This is a genomic window from Paenibacillus sp. FSL R7-0026 (assembly GCF_038004485.1).
GTDB lineage: Bacteria > Bacillota > Bacilli > Paenibacillales > Paenibacillaceae > Paenibacillus > Paenibacillus xylanexedens_A.
Genome location: NZ_JBBORG010000001.1, coordinates 3557924 through 3581305, shown reverse-complemented (window position 1 = coordinate 3581305; position 23382 = coordinate 3557924). Strand labels below are relative to the sequence as shown.

Below are 23382 nucleotides of genomic sequence, written 5' to 3'. Positions count from 1 at the left end.
AGAGGGATTATGCTGCTGAATCGAGAACAGAGCGGGAAACGCTGGCACCTGCGGCCAGATGGGGCACCCAAAGTAACAGGCCAGCTTCAATATCTGACGGATATGACGCTACCTGACATGATTCATGGCAGAGTATTGCGAAGCGAATATCCTCATGCTCGTATACTGTCTATAGATACTTCGGAAGCTGAGGCGTTGGAAGGTGTTTATGCCGTTCTGACCTCCAAAGATGTGCCTGGTCTGAATCGTTTTGGCATAGCGACTCCGGATCAGCCTGTGTTCTGCGAGGATATCGTTCGTTATGTCGGTGACGCCATTGCAGCGGTTGCTGCGGATTCTCCAGAACGTGTGGCACTTGCGCTGGATGCGATTCGCGTAGAGTATGAGGAACTTACTCCGCTGAATAGTACAGACGCTGCCTTGGCTCCCGGCGCACCAGAGCTGCATGAGCATGGTCCAGGTAATGTGTTACATCGGACGGAGATTAAACGTGGAGATGCCGAGCAAGCTTTTGCCACGTGTGATCATATCGTGACAGAGACGTATTATACGCCTCGTCAGATGCATGCGTACATGGAGACAGAAGGTGGCCTGTTTGTCCCGGATGAAGAGGGAAGGCTGAATGTATACGCGGCAACGCAACATGGCTATAAAGACCGGATGCAGCTGGCACGCATTATTGGCTGTCCTGAAGAAGATATCCGGGTGGTGTCTTCACCGATTGGTGGTTCATTTGGCGGAAAAGATGAACTAAACGTACAGCCCTATGGTGTATTACTGGCCTTGAGATGCGGACGTCCTGTGAAAATGCATAATTCACGTAAAGAATCCGTACGTGCAGGGCTGAAACGTCACCCAATGAAGATTGAAATGCAGACTGGCATGAGTCGAGAAGGCATCATACAGGCGCACCGTGTCCGCATTACAGCAGATACGGGAGCTTACGCCACACTTGGCGCACCGGTGCTGAACTTCTGTACCGAGCATTGCCTTGGACCCTACGCCATTCCAAATGTGGATGTGGAAGGTGTGTCTGTGTATACGAATAACGGGCTGTCAGGTGAGTTTCGTGGATTTGGCGGGAACCAGGCGATTTTTGCCATGGAAGGCCAGATGGATCGGCTTGCAGAAATCATGAACATGGACCCTTGGGAGTTCCGCAGACGTAATATGAGGGAAAAGAATGATCCCGGACCGCTAAATCAACGCATTCTGGTTACGGATGGACTGTCCCAAGTATGGGAGGCATTGGATCGCTCCGAACTGTGGCAAAAACATCAGAGTCCCCCGGCAGATCCTACTCTGCCGCCGTGGATCAAACGCGGAGTCGGAGCAGCCATCGCCATGCATGGTGCAGGGCTGGGTTACGGCATTCCGGACCCTGCGGGAGGCCGTCTGTCTCTGAATAACGAAGGCAAGATTGAGGTGGCGTTCAGCTACGAGGAATTTGGCCAGGGGCTCGTTGCAACGCTGGAAATTATGCTATGTGATCTGTTTCAATGCAGTACATCGGATCTCAGTATTATTATCGGAGATACGGATCGTGTGCCACACAGCGGATCAAGCACAGCTTCACGTTCAACAACGATGGCCTGGATGGCTCTTCAACGCTTGCAGACTCCATTTCGTTCCCGTGTTCTCACTGTCGCGTCTGAAATGTCCGGCGTTCCGGCAGATGAACTGGTGACAGGGCCTGGGGGTATATGGCGCAAAGGCCAGCTTCCTGCCGAAAGTTCAGAAGTGGAAACAGATGTGCGAGGAACGGGAAAGAGCGAGAAGGAAGTAGTATTGGCTCTGGAAGACGTAAATCAAACGTCTGAAGAAGCAGGAAAACTAGAGAAGGCTGAAAAATTTGAACTGGCTGAGATCGTTGCTGGAGGGACTGAAAATACTCAAATTGCTGAAAGTTGTTTAGGCGCATCTCAATACCTGTCGAAAGTGGAAGTCCCTTCAGGCTTAGTGATCTCGTATGCTGAACTCGTGACGCAGGGCGAAGCCGATGAATGGATTTTTGATACAAAGTTTGATTATCCAACTACGCCGGACAATGTGGTAGGCGGGCATTATTTGTATACGTATGCGGCGGTTGCGGCAGAGGTGGAAGTAAATACTTTGACCGGAGAAACCAAGCTTCTTGATACGCGCCATGTTGTTGCGGCAGGTCCAGTTATCAACCCTATGGGCTTTATCGGACAGATTGAAGGCGGAAGTGTCATGGCACTTGGATTCACGTTGACCGAGGATGCGGTCATGCAGGACAGCCGTTATGTAACCACGAACCTCGACACGTATCTGATCCCAACCATTCAGGATATTCATACCAATCTGGAGGTTGAGGCTATTGAAGACTTACCCGAAGGTGATGCTTTTGGCCCTAGGGGGATCGGTGAGATTGGCTCCGTAGCACTTGCGCCGGCCATTACAGCCGCAATTCATCAGGCGACAGGCGTATGGGTTAACCGTCTTCCTGTACCGAGGGAACAACTGGTCAGACCTTTAAATGTACCTTTGCAGGAAGGAGTGGGTCCATCATGAGTAAACCACTTGAGAATCACTGGACAGCTGTTGTGAATGGCGAACAGAAATATCTGGAGATCGCGCAAACGACCCGACTTGTCGATGTGCTTCGGACTCATTTGCAACTGACGGGTACCAAAGTATCTTGCGAAGTTGGTCGCTGCGGCGCATGTATGGTTCTGATGAATGGAGAACCCGTGAATTCCTGTCTTGTCATGGCTTATCAATGTGAAGGCAGTGACATTACGACGATTGAAGGTCTGCAAGGGGATGAGAAAGGCACTCTGCATCCGATTCAACAGGCTTTTGTAGAGGAAGGTGGCTTTCAGTGCGGCTACTGTACTCCGGGCATGGTGATCTCAACCAAGGCATTACTGGATGCACATCCTGAGCCTTCTCAAGAACAGATTGAAACGGGATTGTGCGGGAATCTGTGTCGTTGTACCGGCTACGGTGGCATTATTCGGGCGGTACTCAAGGCGGGGGAACGCTGTGTGGTAAAAGAAACGTCTACCGAGGAAACTGTAAGTTGAGCCGGGACCTAGGCCGAAGATATAAGCAAGGGCAATTGAAGAAACATACGTGAAAAAGCATCCGAATAGGAATGCTTTTTTTTGTTGTTTATCAGTTTTTCTTTCAAGTACACATCTAATGTGAGATGAAGTTTCATACGCTAAATTGATTAGATTATGAACCGTTTTCGTCAATTATCAAGTCGGATGAGAGAAAGGAAATATAATGTTCAAAGTACTGGTACAAAAGAATTTCAAACATTCTCATTCACCATATATTTACAAAAATTGATGCACATGCTATGGTTAAAATGAAAGCGCCATCATGAATGGGTTCATTGAAATTTTCATTATCATATTTCACTTGGGAAGGAAGATGGAATTGATGAAAAATTTGCTCAAAAAGGCAACCGCAATGATGCTGGCATTGGCCCTACTGATTGGATTAATGACAGCGCCCGTTCATGCAGACACACCGTTGTTCACCATCGAAAGCGAAGATGCGCAGCTCACCCCGGATCTTCAAGTGGTTACTTCAATCTATGGACAACCCAAGCCCGGATTCTCAGGGGCCGGATTTGTCTGGATGCAGAACTCTGGCACATTAACCTTCACAGTAACTGTCCCGGAAACCGGCATGTACGCAATCTCCACACGATATATGCAGGAGCTCAGTGCAGATGGAAGGTCACAAAATTTAATCGTGAATGGTGTTACGAAAGGTGCTTACATGCTGCCTTACACGACAACATGGTCAGACTTCGATTTTGGCTTTCACAAGTTGAATCAGGGTGCCAACACGATTGAGCTGAAGGCTGGCTGGGGCTTCGCGTATTTTGATACTTTTACAGTGGATCATGCTGATCTGGATCCCTTGAATGTGCAGCCAGTTCTCACTGATCCTGAAGCTACACCGGAAACTCAAATTTTGATGAATTATTTAACGGAGGTATACGGAAACAACATTATTTCTGGTCAGCAAGAGATCTATGGAGGAGGGAATGACGGAGATACAGAGCTTGAATTCGAATGGATTCATGATCTGACCGGAAAGTATCCTGCAATCCGTGGCTTTGATCTGATGAATTATAATCCGTTGTATGGTTGGGAGGACGGTACAACCGATCGCATGATTGATTGGGTGAATAACCGTGAAGGTATTGCAACAGCTTCCTGGCATATCAATGTACCTCGTAATTTCAATACGTATGAGCTTGGGGACTTTGTGGATTGGAAAGAGGCTACCTACAAGCCAACAGAAACGAATTTTAATACAGCAAATGCGGTAATTCCCGGTACGAAAGAGTATCAATACGTGATGATGACCATCGAGGATCTGGCAGAACAATTATTGATTTTGCAAGACAACAACGTGCCGGTTCTGTTCCGTCCGTATCATGAAGCAGAAGGCAACGGCGGGCTGAACGGGGAAGGTGCATGGTTCTGGTGGGCTTCGGCAGGCGCAGAAGTGTACAAAGAGCTATGGGATCTGCTTTATACCGAACTGACTGAGACGTATGGCTTGCACAATCTGATCTGGACCTACAACAGCTACGTATACAGTACTTCTCCTGCCTGGTATCCGGGCGATGATCAGGTAGATCTCGTCGGATATGATAAATACAATACGATCTACAACCGTTATGACGGCTTGTCCGGCGTACCGAATGAGGATGCAATTACCTCGATTTTCTATAAGCTTGTTGAGTTGACGAACGGTACGAAAATGGTAGCCATGACGGAGAACGACACGATTCCAAGCGTGAAAAATCTGACAGAGGAGAAATCAGGATGGCTGTACTTCTGCCCTTGGTATGGCGAGCATCTGATGAGTTCTGCTTTTAATTACCCGGCAACATTGAAAACGCTTTATCAAAGTGATTATGTCATTACGCTGGATGAGCTGCCAAATCTAAAGGTTAACAATCCCAATCCCAGTGCATCCATCACACCTGGAAACGTTGAATTTGACAAATACACACCCAATCAAAGTGACAAAACCGTAACTGTGAATGCAAACGGCAATACGCTAACTGCTCTCCGGGCAGGCAACAATGCGTTGACCGCAACAACAGACTATACCTTGAACGGAAGCACATTGCTGCTGAAAAAAGCTTATCTGGCAACCCTGCCAGTTGGCGAGCATTCGATTGTTCTGGATTTTAATCAAGGTCAGGACCCTGTGTTAAAAGTCAAAATTGTGGATTCAACACCGAGTACAAATGCTGTGATTTCTCCTGTGAATGCAACATTTGATAAAGCGACGAATCCCGCACAGGATATTTCTGTATCTATCACCTTAAATGGCCGTCAGCTTACAAGCATCACGAAGGGGGATGTTACACTTGTAGCGGGTCAGAATTATACAGCATCCAGCTCTGCTGTTGTTCTGAACAAATCCTATCTCGCCACGCTTCCGCTGGGCCAGAACGTATTGACCTTTCACTTCAATGGAGGAAATGACGCTGTGCTAACGGTGAACGTCATAGATAGCACGGTTACTGTGCCAGCAGGGGATTTGACGATTCAAGCTTTTAACGGCAATACAAGTGCATCCACCAACGGCGTCTCACCCAAGTTCAAATTGGTCAACTCAGGCAATTCGGCTATTCCGTTAAGTGATGTAAAACTCCGGTATTACTATACAATTGACGGGGAGGAAGCTCAGAGTTTCTGGTCCGACTGGGCCAGTATGGGCAGTGCGAATGTAACGAGCCAATTCGTTAAACTGGCGACTCCAGTTGCCGGAGCGGATCACTATCTTGAAGTGGGCTTTACAAGTGCAGCGGGATCACTGAATGCGGGCCAGAGCGCAGAGATTCAAACACGCTTTTCCAAAAACAATTGGACGAATTACACACAGACTAATGATTACTCGTTCAAGGCATCCGGTAGTCAGTTCGCAAACCATGATAAGGTTACCGGGTATGTGAACGGTCAGCTGGTATGGGGAATTGAGCCGTAAAGGTAGGTAGCACGTTTAATGGGCTGGATCAGGGATTGAACCTCTGATCCAGCCTTTTTATGGTGTAGAAGGAGTACAGCGATTAGACCGAATTTTCTTTTTCACTTTTAGTATGTGACGATGTATCCATGTCTGTTAATATGCGATCTATTATCCTTTTCGTATGGCCCATAATGAACTGAAGAAGTACACCTGCACAACATACGGTTATCAACGTTCCAAGCCCGATTGGCCCACTTAGCAGAAACGCCAGAATTAAAAATACAAGGTAAATGAATGTTCTCGATACAAATAAGGGCGTTTGAGTGATTTCATGCAAGATTAATGTTAAGCGGTCAATCGGAATGGGTGCAAAATTGGTCTGTAAATAAATCGCCGTGCCGATACTGATGATCACTAAACCAATGAAAAAAGTCATTAATTTGCTGTACCAAACTTCGGGTGTGATCAAGGAATCAGATACATAAAGCCAGATATCAATCCCCACACCAGTAATGAATGCGGTGACGAGTCCCAAAAACTCGGGTTTTTGCTGCTTCAAAAGCGAATTACATCCAATTAATAGGAAAGCAATGATGACCTCCCAGCTACCTACACTTAGCCCTACATGATGTGACAGCCCTACCAGAAGTGCATCAAACGGTGAGGTACCCAGTTCAGATTGAATGGTAAGGGAAATGCCAAGCGTTAAGATTAGAATACCTGCGACAAAAAGTACATATTTCAAATTCATTCAACCTCTTTTTTGATATTATGTTGCAAATACAACAAAATTGAGCTAAATTCAATGTAACCCTTTTTTATTGCATTTGCAACAAACGATTAACTTGTTAAAGGAATGTGAATATAGATGACGATTCGTATAGAGATATGTACCATTGAACATGTATGTGAACTGCAGGAGATTAGTTATGAGACGTTTAATGAAACGTTTAAAGCGCAAAATTCACCCGAAAATATGAAAGCTTATCTGGAAAAGGCGTTTAATCGGGAGCAATTAGAAACGGAACTGTCCCTTGCGGATTCACAATTTCTTTTTATTTATGTCAACCACAAAGTGGCAGGGTACATGAAGGTAAATATCAATGATGCTCAGTCTGAGAAGATGGGTGTGGAATCCCTTGAGATCGAGCGGGTATACATCAAGAAAGAGTTCCAAAAACATGGCCTTGGTAAAGTATTGCTCCATAAAGCCATAGAGATGGCAACTGAACATCACAAGACGAATCTTTGGTTAGGTGTGTGGGAGAAAAATGAAAATGCCATCGCCTTTTATGAAAAGATGGGGTTTGTACAGACGGGAGCCCATGCTTTTTACATGGGAGATGAGGAACAGATTGATTTTATAATGACCAAAACGATACTGTAACGGGATCATCGAGGGAAAAGCTTGGGAGAAAAATGCTATTCAGCAGAATTCTTTCGGGCTTTTTTTATGTTTTGCCACAACCGTTGAATCATAAAATGAAGAAATTGAAGGGGGATAAAACATAACAAATATTATGTAAACTTATTATTTTCGATGACCTTCATAAGCTGCATCTATGGCTTTAGCAAAAGTTAAAGGCCTGATTAATACATAATTAGCAGTATAATTTTGCTCAATAATCGTGAAGGTAACAGGCTGATCTCAAGGATTATAATTACAGTTTATTAGTTTATTTCTACGTTTGGACAGCCAGCCGAAAATCGTTTTCGTTTGTAGCCTATTAGATAGCGTTATGTTCTTAAAAATCACGATATAAGTTGTATATACCTCATGTTAAAAGAACTTTTTACGCATGAAACGGATGTGTTAATCCACCATGTTGAATTATTTAGTTTTAGAGCGGAAAATGGAAATTAAAATTAATATTTCAGGTGAGAAATCAGGAGGATTGGACTCTTAAAACCAGCCGAAAAAAGGAGCAAAATCGATCAATATATTAATTGGATAAATAAGGTATATATCGTTAAAAAGGCGCTACTACGCCGATTATAGATCAATTTCATATGGATTTGCGATGGATTTAGTACCGCTTTCACGTTATGCTTTTGGAAATTGGAAAGGAAGTGGGAAAAATGGAACGCGAACTGGCGTTGGAAATTGTCAGAGTAACAGAATTGGCTGCGTTAGCTTCAGCACCCTGGATGGGACGAGGCGACAAGAACAGTGCAGATGAAGCGGCTACTTTGGCCATGCGCGCCATGTTCGATTCCGTGTCCATTCGCGGCACGGTGGTAATCGGTGAAGGAGAAATGGATGAAGCACCCATGTTGTACATCGGCGAGGAAGTGGGCAACGCTGAGGGGCCTGAGGTTGACGTGGCTGTAGACCCGCTCGAAGGTACAGAAATCGTGGCCAAAGGACTAAACAACGCTCTATCGGTTATTGCAGTGGCGGGAAAAGGTAACCTGCTCCACGCACCGGACATGTATATGGAGAAACTGGCGGTAGGGCCTGCGCTTGTAGGCAAGGTCAGCATTGAAGACCCGGTTGAAGTCACACTGGAGAAAGCCGCTGCCGCATTGAACAAAAACATCTCGGATCTGACAGTGATGATTCTGGATCGTGTGCGACATGAAAGCACAATTAAGACGCTACGCAAGGTCGGAGTGCGGATCAAGTTCCTCAGTGACGGTGATGTTGCTGGGGCGATGGCACCGGCCTTCCCGGAGGCAGGCATTGATCTGTATGTCGGATCTGGAGGAGCGCCAGAAGGTGTGCTGGCTGCCGCAGCGCTATCTTGCCTTGGGGGTGAGATTCAAGGTCGTCTGATGCCTGCCAACGCAGATGAATTCCAGCGCTGCTTGCAGATGGGAATTGATAATCCTTACAAAGTGTTAACGATGCAGGATATGATCGGCACAGAGGATGTCATTTTTGCCGCAACAGGTGTGACACCAGGTGAGATTCTGGGAGGGGTACGGTATCTTGCGGATGATCGCGCCGAGACGGATTCGATAGTTATGCGTGCCAAAACCAAAACAATTCGATTCATTCGTTCCCAACACTTCCTGCCTAACAAAGAAGTGCTGCACAAAGTAAGACAGCTCCAATCCACGCCAGAACCCTCGGATCGAATTCCGAGTCATGCGAAAACGATGGAGCAGGCTGAGTTTAGTCAATCCTCCGTTGATCTTGGCGTTACAACGACGTTGTGAGCTGCACTCCCCATAATTGAACAAACAGGATCAATTGAAATCCTTGTAGTGAGTTTGATAAGTAACTTGAACCCCTAAGGTTACAGGGCATGGAGTTAATGAAAGTACCATCTCTGGCAAGATAATAATGAGGGCTTGGATTAACCCAAACCCTCATTATTTTTTTGTGTTAAAAGCATTGACAACGGTTACATGGCATGAGAAAATGTACGCGCGTACATAAATATCGATTTTTAACCATTACGTCATTTATAGGTGAGCTAAAAGGGGGTGAAATTCATGGCATCTCGTAAAGAAGTGGCTGATCTTGCGGGTGTTTCCGAGGCAACGGTCTCCCGGGTGCTTAATGGGGTAGGTCCTATTAAAGAAGAGACACGCCGCAAGGTTCTTGAAGCTTCCGAACAGTTAGGCTATGTGCCCAGCGCTCTTGCTCGCAGTTTTGCCAGAAGTAAAAGCGGGAACCTTGGCGTGGTATTACCTTATGTTCCGAAGGCACATCTGTTCTCGGCGTATTTTTTCTCGGAAATGCTGAGTGGGATTGGAAGCAAAGCCAGAGACAATGGCATGGACCTGCTGGTTATGTTCCGGACACCTGGTGAAGTGATGAATTATACGGATCTGTTCCGGCGTCAGAAAGTGGACGCTTGCATTATTCTTGGTGCCAGAGATGATCATGAAGAACTGGCGGCCATGCAGCAACTTCATCAGGAAGGACACCCATTCTGTGTCATGAATCAGCATTTTGAGGGCCAATCATTCACGGAAGTGGATGCGGATCATGTGGAAGGAAGCAGGCTTGCCATACGTCATCTTACGGATCAGGGATATCGCAAAATCGCTTTTCTCAATGGTCCGGACAGCTATTCCAACAGCCAGGAGCGAATGGAAGGTGTCCGTCTTGGCTTACAAGAAGTAGGTATGGAGCTGGACCCGAGTCTACTGCTTGAAGGGAATTATAGTAGAAGAAGTGGCATTGAGGCGGCAGCGATTGTAGCAGATCGCCTACATGAGATTGATGCTGTATTTGCGGCCAATGACCGGATGGCTATTGGGGTAATGCATGGTTTGCGTGAGCGGGGAATCCGGGTGGAGGATTTTCCGGCATTTGTGGGTTATGACGATTCCGATGCCGCCGAGATGGCGGTTCCGCCGCTGAGCAGCGTCAGGGTTCCATTTTTTGAAATGGGTGAACTTGCAGCATCGAAGCTTATGCATGGGTCTGTGGGTGACACACATAAAGCGAATAACTCTGTTGTAGCGGTAACCGAATCAGCGAGAGCGTTGCTGCCTACCGAACTGATCATCCGTGCTTCTTCTATCCGTCAATAGTTTATTGGTACACATATTGAAAGACTTTTTATTATTCCAAAGGAGGAAATGACCATGTCAAATCGTCTTCGTGTCGGAATGGTTGGATACAAGTTTATGGGGAAGGCCCACAGTAATGCCTATCGCAGTCTGCCGATGTTTTTCCCGTCTGCCCCGCTGCAGCCTGAGATGTCTGTGATCTGTGGACGTAACGAGCAGGGAGTGCAGGAGGCAGCGAATCAGTTCGGCTGGTCCGAAAGTGTGACTGATTGGCGTGAACTAGTGAAGCGGGATGATATCGATCTGATTGATATTAACGCACCAAGTGATGCCCATAAGGAAATTGCGTTGGAAGCGGCTCGTCAGGGCAAACATCTGTTTTGTGAGAAACCACTTGCCCTGTCGCTTGCGGATTCGCGCGAGATGCTTCAGGCAGCAGAGGATGCTGGAGTCGCACATATGGTCGGGTTCAATTATCGTTTCTCACCAGCGGTGCAGTTGGCCAAAGATCTGGTGGAGAGTGGACGACTGGGTAAAATCTATCATTTCCGTGCGTTTTTCCTTCAGGACTGGATCATGGACCCTTCGTTCCCGCTGGTATGGCGTTTGCAAAAAGAAGTGGCTGGCTCCGGTTCCCATGGTGATCTGGGCGCGCATTTAATCGATCTGGCTCGTTTCCTTGTCGGTGAATTCCAGGAAGTCATCGGCATGAGCGAAACCTTCATCAAAGAACGACCACTTGCAGCCGAGATGACCGGTCTGAGTGCCAAGGGCAGTTCGAATGCGGATGCACCCAAAGGAGAAGTGACCGTCGACGACGCTACGTTGTTCCTGGCACGATTCGCAGGAGGGGCGCTGGGCAGCTTCGAGGCTACACGTTTTGCAGCGGGGCATCGCAGTACGAACTCGTTTGAGATTAACGGCAGTCTCGGCAGTGTACGATTTGATTTTGAACGGATGAACGAACTGGAAGTCTATTTCACAAAGGATGAAGAGGACGTACAGGGATTCCGCCGTGTACTGGCAACCGATCCGGCACATAAATATGCTGAAGCCTGGTGGCCTGCCGGACATACGATTGGATTCGAGCACACGTTCACCCATGAAATGCTGGAGCTGGTGACAGCGATCTCTGAAGGACGCCAACCATCACCGAGTTTCCACGATGGGGTCGCTTGTCAGGCTGTACTCGAAGCGGTAGAACGTTCGGTAACAGAACGGCGCTGGGTGACGCTTGAAGAGATGTGAGCAAGCAAGACAGTGACGTCAGAAATAAGGTTGAACACATAAAACTAAGCGAAAGCGAGTGAATAAACGATGAGTAAAGCACTGATTGTATGGGGCGGCTGGGATGGACATGAACCGGAGCAGGTAGCAGCGATTTTTGAGCGTATTTTGAAGGAAGAGCAGTTTGAGGTTGAAGTCTCGAATACGTTGGATTCTTATGCGGATGCAGAGAAGCTGATGGGTCTGGATCTGATCGTGCCTTTGTGGACGATGGGACAGATTGAGCAGGAACTGGTCAACAACGTATCAGCGGCTGTCCAGAGCGGTGTGGGCTTGGCTGGTCTTCATGGCGGGATGTGTGATGCCTTCCGAAATAACGTAGACTGGCAGTTTATGACGGGTGGACAATGGGTTGCTCATCCAGGCAATGATGGTGTGGAGTATATGGTAAACATGAAGCGTGGCTCTAGCCCGTTATTGGATCATATTGAAGATTTTCAGGTGAAAAGTGAACAGTACTACCTGCACGTAGACCCGGCAGTGGAAGTGCTGGCAACAACTCGTTTTCCAGTGGTGACTGGTCCGCATGCAGCGAATGGCCCCGTAGATATGCCTGTTGTCTGGACGAAACGCTGGGGCGCAGGGCGGGTATTCTACAACTCACTGGGACATCATGCAGACATTGTAGACATGAAACCCGTGACAGAAATGATGCGCAGTGGATTCAAATGGACAGCAGCAGGCAAAGAGCTTGCCAAGAGTCGAGTAAGTTCAGCAACCGAAGTGTACACAGGTATGGCGGACAACCAGAACTAATGAGATTGTAGTTGAATTGCAAACGTAACTTCAGTGTTAACCATTCATCCTCAATGGATAAACCATTTCTGATCCACGGCGAAGGGAGCCCCAGGTATGAAAACAATGAAAGTAGGCATTATTGGCTGCGGTAAAATCAGCGGTATTTATATGGAAAACTGTCACCGGTTCGAGGTGCTGGAACTTGTTGCTGTTGCGGATCTCGACCGGAAACGTGCCGAGGAGCAGGCAGCAGCCTATAACGTGCCTAACGTATACAGCGTCGACGAAATCTTGGCTGATCCCGAGATTGAGCTGATTATCAACCTGACCATTCCTTCAGTTCATGCTGATGTATGCTTGCGTGCGCTTGAATCTGGCAAACATGTTTATGTAGAAAAACCGCTGGCTGTTACCCGTGAAGAAGGGCAGGCCGTGCTCGAAACAGCAAAGCGTAAAGGATTGCTCGTGGGTTGTGCACCAGAAACGTTCTTCGGTTCAGGCATCCAGACTTCACTTCAATTGGTGGAGGAAGGAGTAATCGGCAAGCCGGTGGCGGCGACCGCATTTATGATGAGTCGTGGTCATGAGCACTGGCACCCAGATCCGGAGTTTTACTACGCGTCAGGCGGTGGGCCAATGTTTGACATGGGTCCGTACTATCTCACCGCATTGGTTCAACTAATGGGACCGATCAAATCGATTGCAGGCATGACGGGTAAAGCCATGGAAGAGCGGACGATTACGAGTGAGAAAAAGAGAGGCCAGGTGGTTCCCGTCGAAATTCCAACTCACGTTACGGGTCTGTTGCAGTTTGAACAGGGAGCCATTGGCACGCTGATTACGAGCTTTGACGTATTTGGCGGAAGTGCACTGCCACCGATTGAGATATATGGCACGCACGGCACATTGCAGGTACCTGATCCCAATACTTTCGGCGGTCCAGTTCGTTACCGCTTGCTGGGTGAACATGAATGGACGGAAGTTCCGCTTCTCCCAGGATATCAGGAAAATACTCGCGGCATTGGTGTGGCAGATATGGCCTATGCAGCCCAAAGTGGACGTGCACACCGGGCGAGTGGGGAACTGGCATACCACGTACTTGAGGCCATGTGGGCATTCCACGATTCATCAGATGAGCAGACGTTCTACCAGATGAAAAGCTCTTGTCAGCGCCCGGCTGCATTGCCAGTGGATCTGCCATTGTATACATTGGATAAATAAGACAACTATTAACGTTTACGTTATGACGAATAGCCTCTTTTCCTCCAAACCAGGAAAGGGGCTATTTGTTATTGGGCGATCGGAAGGTTGTTCTGTCATCGAAGTGTCCAGTGTAAATATTCTTTGGTTCAACTTAGATAGCCATTTAGGGCTCAAATCCCGCCTGACTGATCCAAATCTCATCCTCGGCAAAAACGTTTTTCATCCGCTGAACAACAGTCTGATACGCATCTGGATGATACCAGTGCTCCATCCCCACTTCTTGATAGAGCGACTCCATGCCGAGTCGCCGGGTGCGCTTGCCCTCACTGCCATCGCCCATGAAATAATCGTCAATGCATACGCGCTCAACCAGAGGTCTCAAGATGGCTGCAAACTGTTCACTGCTGGGTAATACTGGAGCAATCGCAACCTGTGTAGGTATTCCGGCATCCCTCAATTGTTCCAGTGCACGTAATCGGCCCGCGATCGGAGGAGCAGAAGGACTGAAATGCTTGCGCATTTCGTCCAGATCCGTCTCCACGGTCATGCTGACACGAACCCGGTCACCTAACTGCAGTAAGAGATCTATATCCCGGGTAACGAGTGGACTGCGGGTTTGGACTAATACAAAATCGGGCGGATACTGTACCATCGTTTCAAGCAATGAACGCGTGATACATTCCTTGTACTCAGCGGGTTGATACGGGTCTGTACTGGATGACATGAACAGAGTGACTTTCCCTTTGGCCAGGGCACGTTGCAATTCTTTGGCGAATACTCGGGAGGCCTCCTGTTTCACATCAACCCAGCTACCCCAATCCTCTTTACGAAATAAAGAGACTGGCATCTGTCTGACATAACAATAGGAACAACCGAAGGCGCAGCCTGTGTAAGGATTCAGCGTATGTGTATAGCCTTCAAGGAACCCTGTCCCCTTGTTGAGTAACGTTTTGGGTACTTTGTAAGTAAGATTCGTCTTCATAAGTTCTCATGCCTTTCGCGGTAGTGTGCAGGTGTGAGACCTGTGTGTTTGCGAAATACAGTAATGAAATAAGCTGAGTTAGGTATACCGACCTGGCGGCCAATATCGGTGACGGTAAGTCCGGTATGTTCAAGCAACTTCCGGGCTTCGGTGATTCGTTTATCCTGAATATATTGAACCGGTGTGCGGCCTGTGATCCGCTTGAACACACGATGCAGATGATAAGGACTGCCATGACTTACAGTGGCAAGGACCTCCAAGGTTAGAGGTTCGGCGTAATGATGTTCAATGTAATCGGTGATCCCATATATCCACTCTTGATCAGGTACCCGCTCTCCTGTAGGTTTGCAACGTTTGCAGGGTCTGAACTTTCGTGCCAACGCTTCTTCAACATGTTGAAATATCAGCACATTTTCAGCTTTGGGTGCTCTGGACTTACAGGAAGGTCGGCAGAAAATGCCCGTTGTCTGCACGCCGTAAAAGAACGTTCCATCATAAGAATTATCGTTGTGGATGATGGCATGCCAGTATTTTTCATCAATAGATTGGGGCAGTATGCGATCTTGATCTGGACTTTCCATGGTGATCACCTCATCTCTAATTATACCCCTGATTCCATGGGATTGACGAAGTTTCAACTTAAAAAGCAAGATATCAATATCTGGGATACAGTACCCTTCCTTCAATCTGAACGAAATATGAGCTACAATATACAGGATGGTATAAAGGTTATATCTCTAATGAAATTTATAGATGAAAGAGGTAGATAGGCATGGTTCGTTTTGGCGTAGTGGGTACCAACTGGATTACGGAAAGGCTTCTTGAAGCCGCAGTACAGGTTGATGGATTCAAATTAACCGCCGTGTATTCAAGAACTGAAGATAAGGCTAATGCATTTGCAGATAAATATGATGTGGAACACCGCTTCACCGATCTGGAAGAGTTGGCAGCAAGTGATGTGATTGATGCAGTCTACATCGCAACACCGAATACGGTTCATGCGGAGCAGGCTGAGCTTTTTCTGAGAAACGGTAAACATGTATTGTGCGAGAAACCTCTGGCTGCAAATAGCGCCGAAGTTCGGAGTATGATCGATACAGCACGAGAACACGAGGTTCTGCTCATGGAAGCGATGAAATCGACTCTTGTACCCCAGTTCAAAATGGTGCAGAAGAGCCTGCATAAAATCGGTCCTGTCCGCAAATATGTAGCAGGATACTCTCAGTATTCTTCGCGTTACGACAAGTACAAAGAGGGGATTGTCCTGAACGCGTTCAAGCCTGAACTCGCTAATGGGGCGTTAATGGATCTCGGTGTGTATTGTCTCTACCCATTGATTACGTTGTTCGGTGCACCTAACCGAGTTCAATCCCAAGCGATGATGCTGGAATCTGGTGTGGATGGACAAGGCAGTGTGTTGCTGGATTATGATGGGATCGATGCGGTTGTTACATACTCCAAAATCTCCAATTCTCATGTACCAAGCGAAATTATGGGAGAACTGGGCAGCATCATCATTGACAAGATTGGTTCACCAGAACATGCAGAGATACGATACAATGACGGTACGGTGGAGCAGCTCACAGTCGAACAAAACCATCCGGCGATGTATTATGAAGTGGAGGAGTTCGTGAATCTGGTTCAGGAAGGCAAAAAGGAGTCTGACATGAACACGTATGAACGCTCCTATGTTACGATGCAGGTCATGGATCAGATTCGGAAACAGATTGGGCTTGTGTTCCCTAACGATTGATTCAAGAACAGGAAAGGAAGCTGAGACGAGATGAGAAGAGATGAGCAGAGCAACAATAGAGATGATCAGAAGAACAGCAGAGCAGATAACCGTTCCAAAGATTCTGGTGGTTTGGAACTGTCACAGATTGTTTTCATAGGAAGAACCTTCGAGGAATATATGAAGATGTTCAACTTAACGGTAGGGGAGATTACTGGCAAGTCGATTCTGGATTGTCCAGGTGGAGCGTGTTCGTTCAGTAGCCAGGCTCGCAAGTTGGGTGCAGACCCCATGGCCGTGGATATTGCCTACGAATACGAGATCGACGAGCTTGAAGTAAAGGGATTTCAGGACATTGAACATACGATGAAACAGATGGAACCGGTGCAAGGCATATATGTGTGGGATCAATTTGGATCAATCCAGGAGTTAAAGGAAGAGCGAACTCGTGCTATTACAGATTGCATCGCAGATATGAGAAAGTTCCCTGACCGTTATGTGGCATCTGTGCTCCCGGATCTTCCTTTTGCCGATGAACAATTCGATCTGACGTTATCCGCCCATTTCCTGTTTACGTATGCGGATCGATTGGATGTTGATTCTCATGTTGCAACCGTAATGGAGCTGCTGCGTGTGAGCAAACGAGAGGTTCGAATTTTTCCAACAGTGGATCTGTCTGGCGAACGTTACAAGCACATGGATGAATTAAAATTAATACTCGAAGAGCGTGGGTGCACGGTATCCGAAGAACCAACAGCATATGAGTTTCAACGGAACGCTCACACCATGCTTCAAATTGTTAAATATAATCGAACAAGATAGGAGGGTTTTTGGATGAATAAAGTTCTTATACTTGGGGGTACACGTTTTTTTGGCAAACGTCTCGTGGATCACTTGCTGTGGGAAGGGAAGTCTCAGATCACAGTCGCAACTCGTGGTAAAACGGATGTTGACTTCGGACCCGAAGTAAACCGAATCAAGATGGATCGTGAAGACCCGGAATCTCTGGCAGAGGTTGCGCAGACAGACATGTGGGATGTTGTGTACGATAATATCTGTTATTCTCCAGATGCGGCGAAAGCGGCATGTGAGGCATTCGCAGGGCGTACCAAAAAATACGTTTTGACATCCACACTCTCGGTGTACGGTGATCCAAGACCTGGATTTAAGGAAACGGATTTTGACCCGTATACATATCCATTACAGTATGGGAGTGCAGAGGATTTTTCGTATGGAGAAGGCAAACGGCTTGCCGAGGCTGTATTTTTCCAGGAAGCGGATTTCCCGGTTGTGGCGATGCGCATTCCAATTGTTCTCGGAATTGATGATTATACGAGAAGACTTCATTTTCATATCGAACATGTGCAAAAAGGAAAACCGATTGGCATGCCAAATCCGGATGCGGAGATTGGATTTATCAATTCGACCGAAGCGGCAAGATTTCTCGCTTGGCTTGGACATTCGTCCATTACTGGTCCGGTGAATGCAGCTTCCAAGGGATCAATTACGCTGTCAGCCATGATACATCTGATCGAGACGGTCACGGGCATGCAGTCCCAGATCCTTACGGAAACTGTAAAAGAGGACATGTCACCATTTGGAATCGAGCAATCATGGACGATGGAGACGACCAAGGCTGAACAAGCGGGATATACGTTCGAACCTCTGATGGAATGGTTCCCGGGACTCGTTCGTGAGGTCGCTTTAGCATTACAGTCTGAGCGGTAGAATATCGGCTCGGATGGAACTGAAGGAAACGACAAGCCTGAATGAAACAGACCAACCAAACGGCTCGAACGACGGATTATTTCAGCGAATGAACATCAAACAGGGTGCAACCAGAGCGTAATCTCCGGTGCACCCTGTTCATGTTTTACATTTTTTAAATCTGAATTGAACCTAATTTAGATAAGTGGGACTAATCATTTACACGATAACGGAGAGGACAGAAAAAACCTGAAAAAGCGAAGCGTTCGCCTACAAGCTTTCTGCAAGAAAGCTACATCGGAAGCATACGCTATCTCCGGATTTCCCCTTTAAAAGGGAATGAAAAAATCTGGGGATAACAGCGATTGGAAGGTTGTTCTGTTATCGTAGTGTCAGTGTAAATAATTTTTGGTCCAATTATTTAGTCAACTCACGCGCTTAACTCTATTTTTGCTCACGTGGAGCAGCAGCTGAAGCACGTATGCGCAGTTCTGACGGTAGAATGACGGTTTGGGCTTCGGAAGGGGCCTTACCCTCAATTCGGTCAATCAGCATCTGTACGCCCTGAAACCCAAATTCATATGCTGGCTGTGCAGCTACAGTTAGGAAAGGATCAAAAGCAGAAGCCAGATCCAGATCGTCGAAACACACAACGGAAATGTCTTCTGGCACACGCAGTCCTCGTTTGCGCAAAAGCCGAATGACCCCAATCGCCAGCATGTTGTTGGCGGCAAAAATGGCTGTTGGTTGATCCGGTTGAGAGAGTAGTCGATCCAGTCCTTCTTCATCGCTGAAATCCCGGTACCCTGTTCGAAGCACAAGCTCGGGATCAATATCAGCTCCGGCCTCACGTAAACCCGCTATATAACCTTCCTCCCGCAGTCTGGCGGTAGAAACCTCCGAAGAACCATTGACCAGTGCAATGCGCCAGTGACCCAATTGCACCAGATATCGGATCAGCTCAATCGCGCCTTCCCGGCTATCTCCGGCAATGATATCTGACGTAATGCCAGGTACGGTGCGGTCCAGAAAGACAAACGGAATGTGACGTTCCTGCAGCTGTTTCAGATGTTGGAGAGAACGATCTCCCGCTGGGGCAAAGAGTACACCATCCACACGAGTAGACAGAATTGCATCCACGTAATCCTTTTCCTTATTGTAATCCTCGTCACTATTGCCAAATAAAAGACGGTACCCACGAAGATGGGCTGCATCTTCAGCACCACGGGCCAGGGTTGTATAAAAAGGGTTGGTAATATCCGTAATGAGCAATGAAAGCATTTGAGTTCGTTGAAGCACAAGGCTGCGCGCATTAGAGTTCGGGATGTAGCCCAGTTCTTCGATCACCTGTTGCACACGTTCACGTGTCGCGGAACTTATGCGGCCTGTATGGTTAATGACCTTGGAGACCGTCATGGCGGAGACGTTTGCTTTTTTGGCAATATCGTAAATGGTAATCATTAGAATCTAACCTTTCCGCAACATAGTCTTACCATTCTATAGGATAATGCCAATTGACAGCAAGATAGGCTCGTGCTATGTTAGGGTTACCGATAACCCTAAAGGGTAATGAACGTATTTACTACATAAATCATTTCGTTAAATTTGCTCATGCACGTTCCGTTTTCTTGAATAGAGGAACTACATACATAGCTAATTAATGAAGTGGTTTATTGTTTTTTTAAATATGTAAACGTATTCAACCTCAAGAAAGGCTCTTGACAATCAGTGTATGCAGCTCTTGCGTGCAACTCGGGTATTGGTTATATCTCCGTCATTATCTTATTCCAATCACTGCACATGGATCAGACAGAAGGTTTCTCAATTCAACCCAAATTCTATGAAACGAATTGAAGGAGGACATTCCAGTATGACACATCAGGATTATCGTTATAAACAGGCTTTCCCCAAGATTGGTATTCGTCCCACGATTGATGGAAGACGCAAAGGTGTTCGGGAGTCATTGGAAGAGCAAACGATGCGGATGGCGACATCCGTTGCGGAACTACTTGCAGCAGAACTACGTTATCCTGATGGGTCCGCAGTGGAGTGTGTTGTGGCTGAGACCTGTATTGGCGGTGTGGCCGAGGCGGCCGCAGCAGCAGAATTGTTCAGCCGTTCGAACGTTGGTGTAACGATCACCGTGACACCCTGCTGGTGTTATGGTACGGAAACGATGGATATGTCGCCATCCATTCCTACAGCCATCTGGGGTTTTAACGGGACTGAGCGTCCGGGTGCAGTATATCTGGCAGCGGTACTCTCTGCCCATGCCCAGAAGGGGATTCCGGCCTTTGGGATCTATGGAGAGGATGTGCAGGACGGCGGGGATACTACGATTCCCGATGACGTGCGTGAGAAATTGCTCCGGTTCAGCCGTGCAGGTCTTGCAGCCGCAACCTTGAAAGGGCAAGCCTATCTGTCCATTGGATCGGTATCCATGGGGATTGCAGGTTCGATTGTGAACGATTCATTTTTCCAGGAGTATCTGGGCATGCGCAATGAATATGTGGATATGAGCGAATTGACTCGTCGTATCGAAGAAGAAATCTACGACCCCGAGGAGTATAAGCTCGCATTGGCCTGGGTGAAGGAGAATTGTAACGAAGGTCCGGACAACAACGTTGCCCATCTGCAAACGGATCGCAAACGCAAAGAGTACGAATGGGAAACCGTTGTGAAAATGACCCAAATCGTGCGTGACTTGATGGCGGGCAACCCAAGATTGGCAGAGCTTGGTTATACAGAGGAGTCGATGGGTCACCACGCGATTGTATCCGGCTTCCAGGGACAACGGCAGTGGACGGATCATTCTCCGAATGGAGATTTTCTGGAGTCGATATTAAACTCTTCCTTTGACTGGAATGGCAAACGTGCACCTTATCTGGTTGCAACAGAGAATGATAGCTTGAATGGAGTGTCCATGTTGTTCGGTTCGATGCTGACACATACGGCACAGATCTTTGCTGATGTGCGTACGTATTGGAGTCCGGATTCGGTACAGCGTGTGACGGGACATCAGTTGGAAGGAAACGCGAAGGATGGCATCCTGCATCTGATCAACTCCGGTTCCGCAGCCTTGGATGGCACTGGGCAACAGTCCAGAGAGGGTAAGCCTGTACTCAAGCCATTCTGGGAAATTACAGATGAGGAAGTTCAGGACTGCCTAATAGCAACATCCTGGAGACCGGCATCCGTAGAATATTTCCGCGGGGGCGGCTATTCAGCGGATTTCCTGACCAAAGGTGGAATGCCTGTAACGATGACACGTCTGAATCTGGTCAAAGGACTGGGACCAGTGTTGCAAATTGCTCAGGGTTACACGGTCGATCTGCCTGAAGATGTGCATGATACGCTGGATCAACGGACAGACCCAACCTGGCCATCCACCTGGTTTGCACCTGTTCTAACCGGATCGGGAGCGTTTACTTCCGTATACGAGGTCATGAATCAATGGGGCGCTAACCATGGCTCCATCTCGTATGGACATATCGGTGCTGATCTGATTACGCTTGCTTCCATGCTTCGCATTCCGGTAAATATGCATAATGTACCTGAAACGGAAATTTTCCGTCCGCGTGCATGGGGATTGTTCGGCACAAGTGAGCCGGAGAGTGCAGATTACCGTGCTTGCAGTGTATTTGGTCCGTTGTATCGTTAAAATAAAGTTCCATTCCTGTCAAACGCCATGTTCCCTGTGAAATGAGGTAACATGGCGTTCTCTTGAAAGCTGTGTTCAAAACTCGAATACGGCTTATCGGGTAGAGTTAAGGAGGCTTGGTAGAATGTGCAATCAAGCAACACATGTGCTTGCTGCCGATTACGGCGCTGGGAGTGGACGTGTAGTCCGGGGTTCTTTTGATGGAAACAGACTCTCGTTACAAGAAGTGCATCGATTCAACAACGAACCCGTGCAGCTGGGGGACGGATTGTATTGGGATTTCTTGCGACTTTTTCATGAATTAAAACAAGGCATTGTGAAAGGGACACAAGGCATCTCTCCATCGGTCCGTTCTATAGCAGTGGATACGTGGGGAGTGGACTATGGATTGGTGGATGGTGCGGGAAGGTTGTGCTCGAACCCACGTCACTATCGGGAAGCACGCAACGCACAGTGGATGGAAGAAGTTCTGCACATAGTGAAAGAAGAAGAACTGTATGCCATGTCTGGCGTTCTGCCGCAGCAGATCAATACAGTATTTCAACTGCTAGGCAGTGTACGAGAGCAGGCCGAAGGTTTGCGTCCGGATGTACGCATGTTATTTATGCCGGATTTATTTCACTATTATCTATCTGATCAGCAGGCTTGTGAGTATACGATTGCAAGTACTAGCGGGCTGTTGCATGCAGGCGAGGCGCGTTGGAATGAAAATCTGATCGAACGTCTCGGTATACCGGAAACATTATTTCCAAAACTCGTTCAACCCGGTACCGTGCTGGGCGATCTAACAAATGAGTTGTGCGCCGAGTTACGGACTGGACCGATGCAGGTAGTCTCTGTGGGATCACATGATACGGCATCTGCCTTGGCAGCGATTCCTGCAATGGATTCGGATTTTGCTTTTATCAGCTGTGGTACTTGGTCTCTTATGGGGGTGGAGCGTGATACACCTGTATTGGATGACCGAAGTCGTGCATTGGGATTCACCAATGAAGGGACGGTAAGTGGCAAAGTACGTACCCTGAAAAATCGTTCAGGCCTGTGGCTGCTACAGGAATGCAAACGGCAATGGGAGCGGGAGAATCAACTTTTTACACATGAAGAGCTGATTCAACTGGCTACCTTGGCAACGCCGCATCAGAGTTATGTATCGCCGGGAGATGGCGTATATTTGGCTCCAGGGAATATGGCTGAACGAATACGGCAACAATGCAGTCTCACCGGACAGATTGTACCCGAAACGACTGGAGCGATTGTGCGCTGCATTCTGGAAAGTCTTGCACTGGAATTCAGACAGACGCTGGATGAATTGCAGTTGATTACAGGTACAAGACCTCGTGTCATTCATATGGTTGGTGGCGGTGTGCACAATCGACTACTATGCCAGTTTACAGCCAATGCAGCCGGTGTCCCGGTGGTGGCAGGCCCGGCAGAGGCGACTTCAGCCGGGAATTGCATGCTGCAATTCCTTGCGCATGGAGAAGTGAGTAGCTTGGCCGAGGTACGGGAGGTCATGGCTGCTTCCTTTTCCCCCGAGACCTATGAGCCTGAGGATACAGAGCTGTGGCAGGAAGCTTATGAAAGCTACCAAAGTCTGAATCAAATCAAAAGGTAATGAACAGATTC

General features: G+C 47.6%; 18 protein-coding genes. 14 read left to right on the top strand and 4 right to left on the bottom strand.

Annotated elements, in window-relative coordinates:
- Window positions 1-9: 9 nt before the first annotated feature.
- The 3 genes from MKY44_RS15750 (at window position 10) to MKY44_RS15740 (ending at window position 5994) form a co-directional block, all read left to right on the top strand.
- Window positions 10-2535, top strand: coding sequence for a molybdopterin cofactor-binding domain-containing protein (locus MKY44_RS15750; protein WP_341007816.1), 2526 nt, complete (start codon window positions 10-12; stop codon window positions 2533-2535).
- Window positions 2532-3050, top strand: a complete 519-nt coding sequence (locus MKY44_RS15745; RefSeq protein ID WP_341007815.1) for a (2Fe-2S)-binding protein — start codon at window positions 2532-2534, stop codon at window positions 3048-3050. The genes MKY44_RS15750 and MKY44_RS15745 overlap by 4 nt, the downstream gene beginning before the upstream one ends.
- A gap of 364 nt (window positions 3051-3414) precedes the next feature.
- On the top strand, window positions 3415-5994 hold the full coding sequence (locus MKY44_RS15740; protein WP_341007814.1) for a X2-like carbohydrate binding domain-containing protein: 2580 nt from the start codon (window positions 3415-3417) through the stop codon (window positions 5992-5994).
- Between the two features lie 82 nt (window positions 5995-6076).
- Here MKY44_RS15740 and MKY44_RS15735 read toward each other — a convergent pair whose 3' ends face one another.
- The gene (locus MKY44_RS15735) at window positions 6077-6721 is read right to left on the bottom strand and encodes a YczE/YyaS/YitT family protein (protein ID WP_341009868.1); all 645 of its coding nucleotides are present in this window, start codon (window positions 6719-6721) and stop codon (window positions 6077-6079) included.
- Window positions 6722-6844: 123 nt separating this feature from the next.
- Here MKY44_RS15735 and MKY44_RS15730 point away from each other — a divergent pair, with 123 nt between their 5' ends.
- The 6 genes from MKY44_RS15730 to MKY44_RS15705 all read left to right on the top strand — a co-directional run bounded on the left by MKY44_RS15730 (window position 6845) and on the right by MKY44_RS15705 (window position 13692).
- Window positions 6845-7363: a GNAT family N-acetyltransferase gene (locus MKY44_RS15730; RefSeq protein WP_341007813.1), complete on the top strand. Its 519-nt coding sequence runs from the start codon at window positions 6845-6847 to the stop codon at window positions 7361-7363.
- Between the two features lie 692 nt (window positions 7364-8055).
- Window positions 8056-9138 (top strand): class II fructose-bisphosphatase, encoded by a 1083-nt coding sequence (gene glpX, locus MKY44_RS15725; RefSeq protein WP_036613775.1) that lies wholly within the window; start codon window positions 8056-8058, stop codon window positions 9136-9138.
- A 279-nt stretch (window positions 9139-9417) separates the two neighbouring features.
- Window positions 9418-10467, top strand: coding sequence for a LacI family DNA-binding transcriptional regulator (locus MKY44_RS15720; RefSeq protein ID WP_341007812.1), 1050 nt, complete (start codon window positions 9418-9420; stop codon window positions 10465-10467).
- A gap of 54 nt (window positions 10468-10521) precedes the next feature.
- On the top strand, window positions 10522-11694 hold the full coding sequence (locus tag MKY44_RS15715) for a Gfo/Idh/MocA family protein (protein ID WP_036613779.1): 1173 nt from the start codon (window positions 10522-10524) through the stop codon (window positions 11692-11694).
- Between the two features lie 69 nt (window positions 11695-11763).
- A complete protein-coding gene (locus MKY44_RS15710) occupies window positions 11764-12489 on the top strand; it encodes a ThuA domain-containing protein (RefSeq protein WP_249912529.1) in 726 nt (241 codons plus the stop codon).
- Window positions 12490-12585: 96 nt separating this feature from the next.
- Window positions 12586-13692, top strand: coding sequence for a Gfo/Idh/MocA family protein (locus MKY44_RS15705; protein ID WP_341007811.1), 1107 nt, complete (start codon window positions 12586-12588; stop codon window positions 13690-13692).
- A 145-nt stretch (window positions 13693-13837) separates the two neighbouring features.
- Here MKY44_RS15705 and MKY44_RS15700 read toward each other — a convergent pair whose 3' ends face one another.
- Together MKY44_RS15700 and MKY44_RS15695 are read right to left on the bottom strand one after the other, a co-directional pair.
- Window positions 13838-14656 carry an SPL family radical SAM protein gene (locus tag MKY44_RS15700; protein ID WP_341007810.1) on the bottom strand — a complete coding sequence of 273 codons (819 nt, stop codon included), beginning with the start codon at window positions 14654-14656 and terminating at the stop codon, window positions 13838-13840.
- Complete coding sequence (locus MKY44_RS15695) at window positions 14653-15237, bottom strand: bifunctional transcriptional activator/DNA repair enzyme AdaA (RefSeq protein ID WP_341007809.1); 585 nt, start codon at window positions 15235-15237, stop codon at window positions 14653-14655. Before MKY44_RS15695 ends, MKY44_RS15700 begins: the two co-directional genes overlap by 4 nt.
- Window positions 15238-15428: 191 nt before the next feature.
- Between MKY44_RS15695 and MKY44_RS15690 the strand changes: the two genes are divergently transcribed.
- Genes MKY44_RS15690 through MKY44_RS15680 form a run of 3 tightly spaced genes read left to right on the top strand, consistent with a single transcriptional unit; the run spans window position 15429 to window position 18116 of the window.
- Window positions 15429-16409 carry a Gfo/Idh/MocA family protein gene (locus MKY44_RS15690; RefSeq protein ID WP_341007808.1) on the top strand — a complete coding sequence of 327 codons (981 nt, stop codon included), beginning with the start codon at window positions 15429-15431 and terminating at the stop codon, window positions 16407-16409.
- A gap of 30 nt (window positions 16410-16439) precedes the next feature.
- The gene (locus MKY44_RS15685) at window positions 16440-17210 is read left to right on the top strand and encodes an SAM-dependent methyltransferase (RefSeq protein WP_341007807.1); all 771 of its coding nucleotides are present in this window, start codon (window positions 16440-16442) and stop codon (window positions 17208-17210) included.
- A gap of 12 nt (window positions 17211-17222) precedes the next feature.
- On the top strand, window positions 17223-18116 hold the full coding sequence (locus tag MKY44_RS15680) for an NAD-dependent epimerase/dehydratase family protein (protein WP_341007806.1): 894 nt from the start codon (window positions 17223-17225) through the stop codon (window positions 18114-18116).
- A gap of 423 nt (window positions 18117-18539) precedes the next feature.
- Here the strand turns inward: MKY44_RS15680 and MKY44_RS15675 are convergent, their stop codons facing one another.
- Window positions 18540-19556: a LacI family DNA-binding transcriptional regulator gene (locus tag MKY44_RS15675; protein ID WP_341007805.1), complete on the bottom strand. Its 1017-nt coding sequence runs from the start codon at window positions 19554-19556 to the stop codon at window positions 18540-18542.
- Between the two features lie 409 nt (window positions 19557-19965).
- Between MKY44_RS15675 and MKY44_RS15670 the strand changes: the two genes are divergently transcribed.
- Both MKY44_RS15670 and MKY44_RS15665 read left to right on the top strand, forming a co-directional pair.
- Window positions 19966-21756: an L-fucose isomerase gene (locus MKY44_RS15670; protein WP_341007804.1), complete on the top strand. Its 1791-nt coding sequence runs from the start codon at window positions 19966-19968 to the stop codon at window positions 21754-21756.
- 124 nt (window positions 21757-21880) lie between these two features.
- On the top strand, window positions 21881-23371 hold the full coding sequence (locus MKY44_RS15665) for a rhamnulokinase (RefSeq protein ID WP_341007803.1): 1491 nt from the start codon (window positions 21881-21883) through the stop codon (window positions 23369-23371).
- Window positions 23372-23382: the final 11 nt, after the last annotated feature.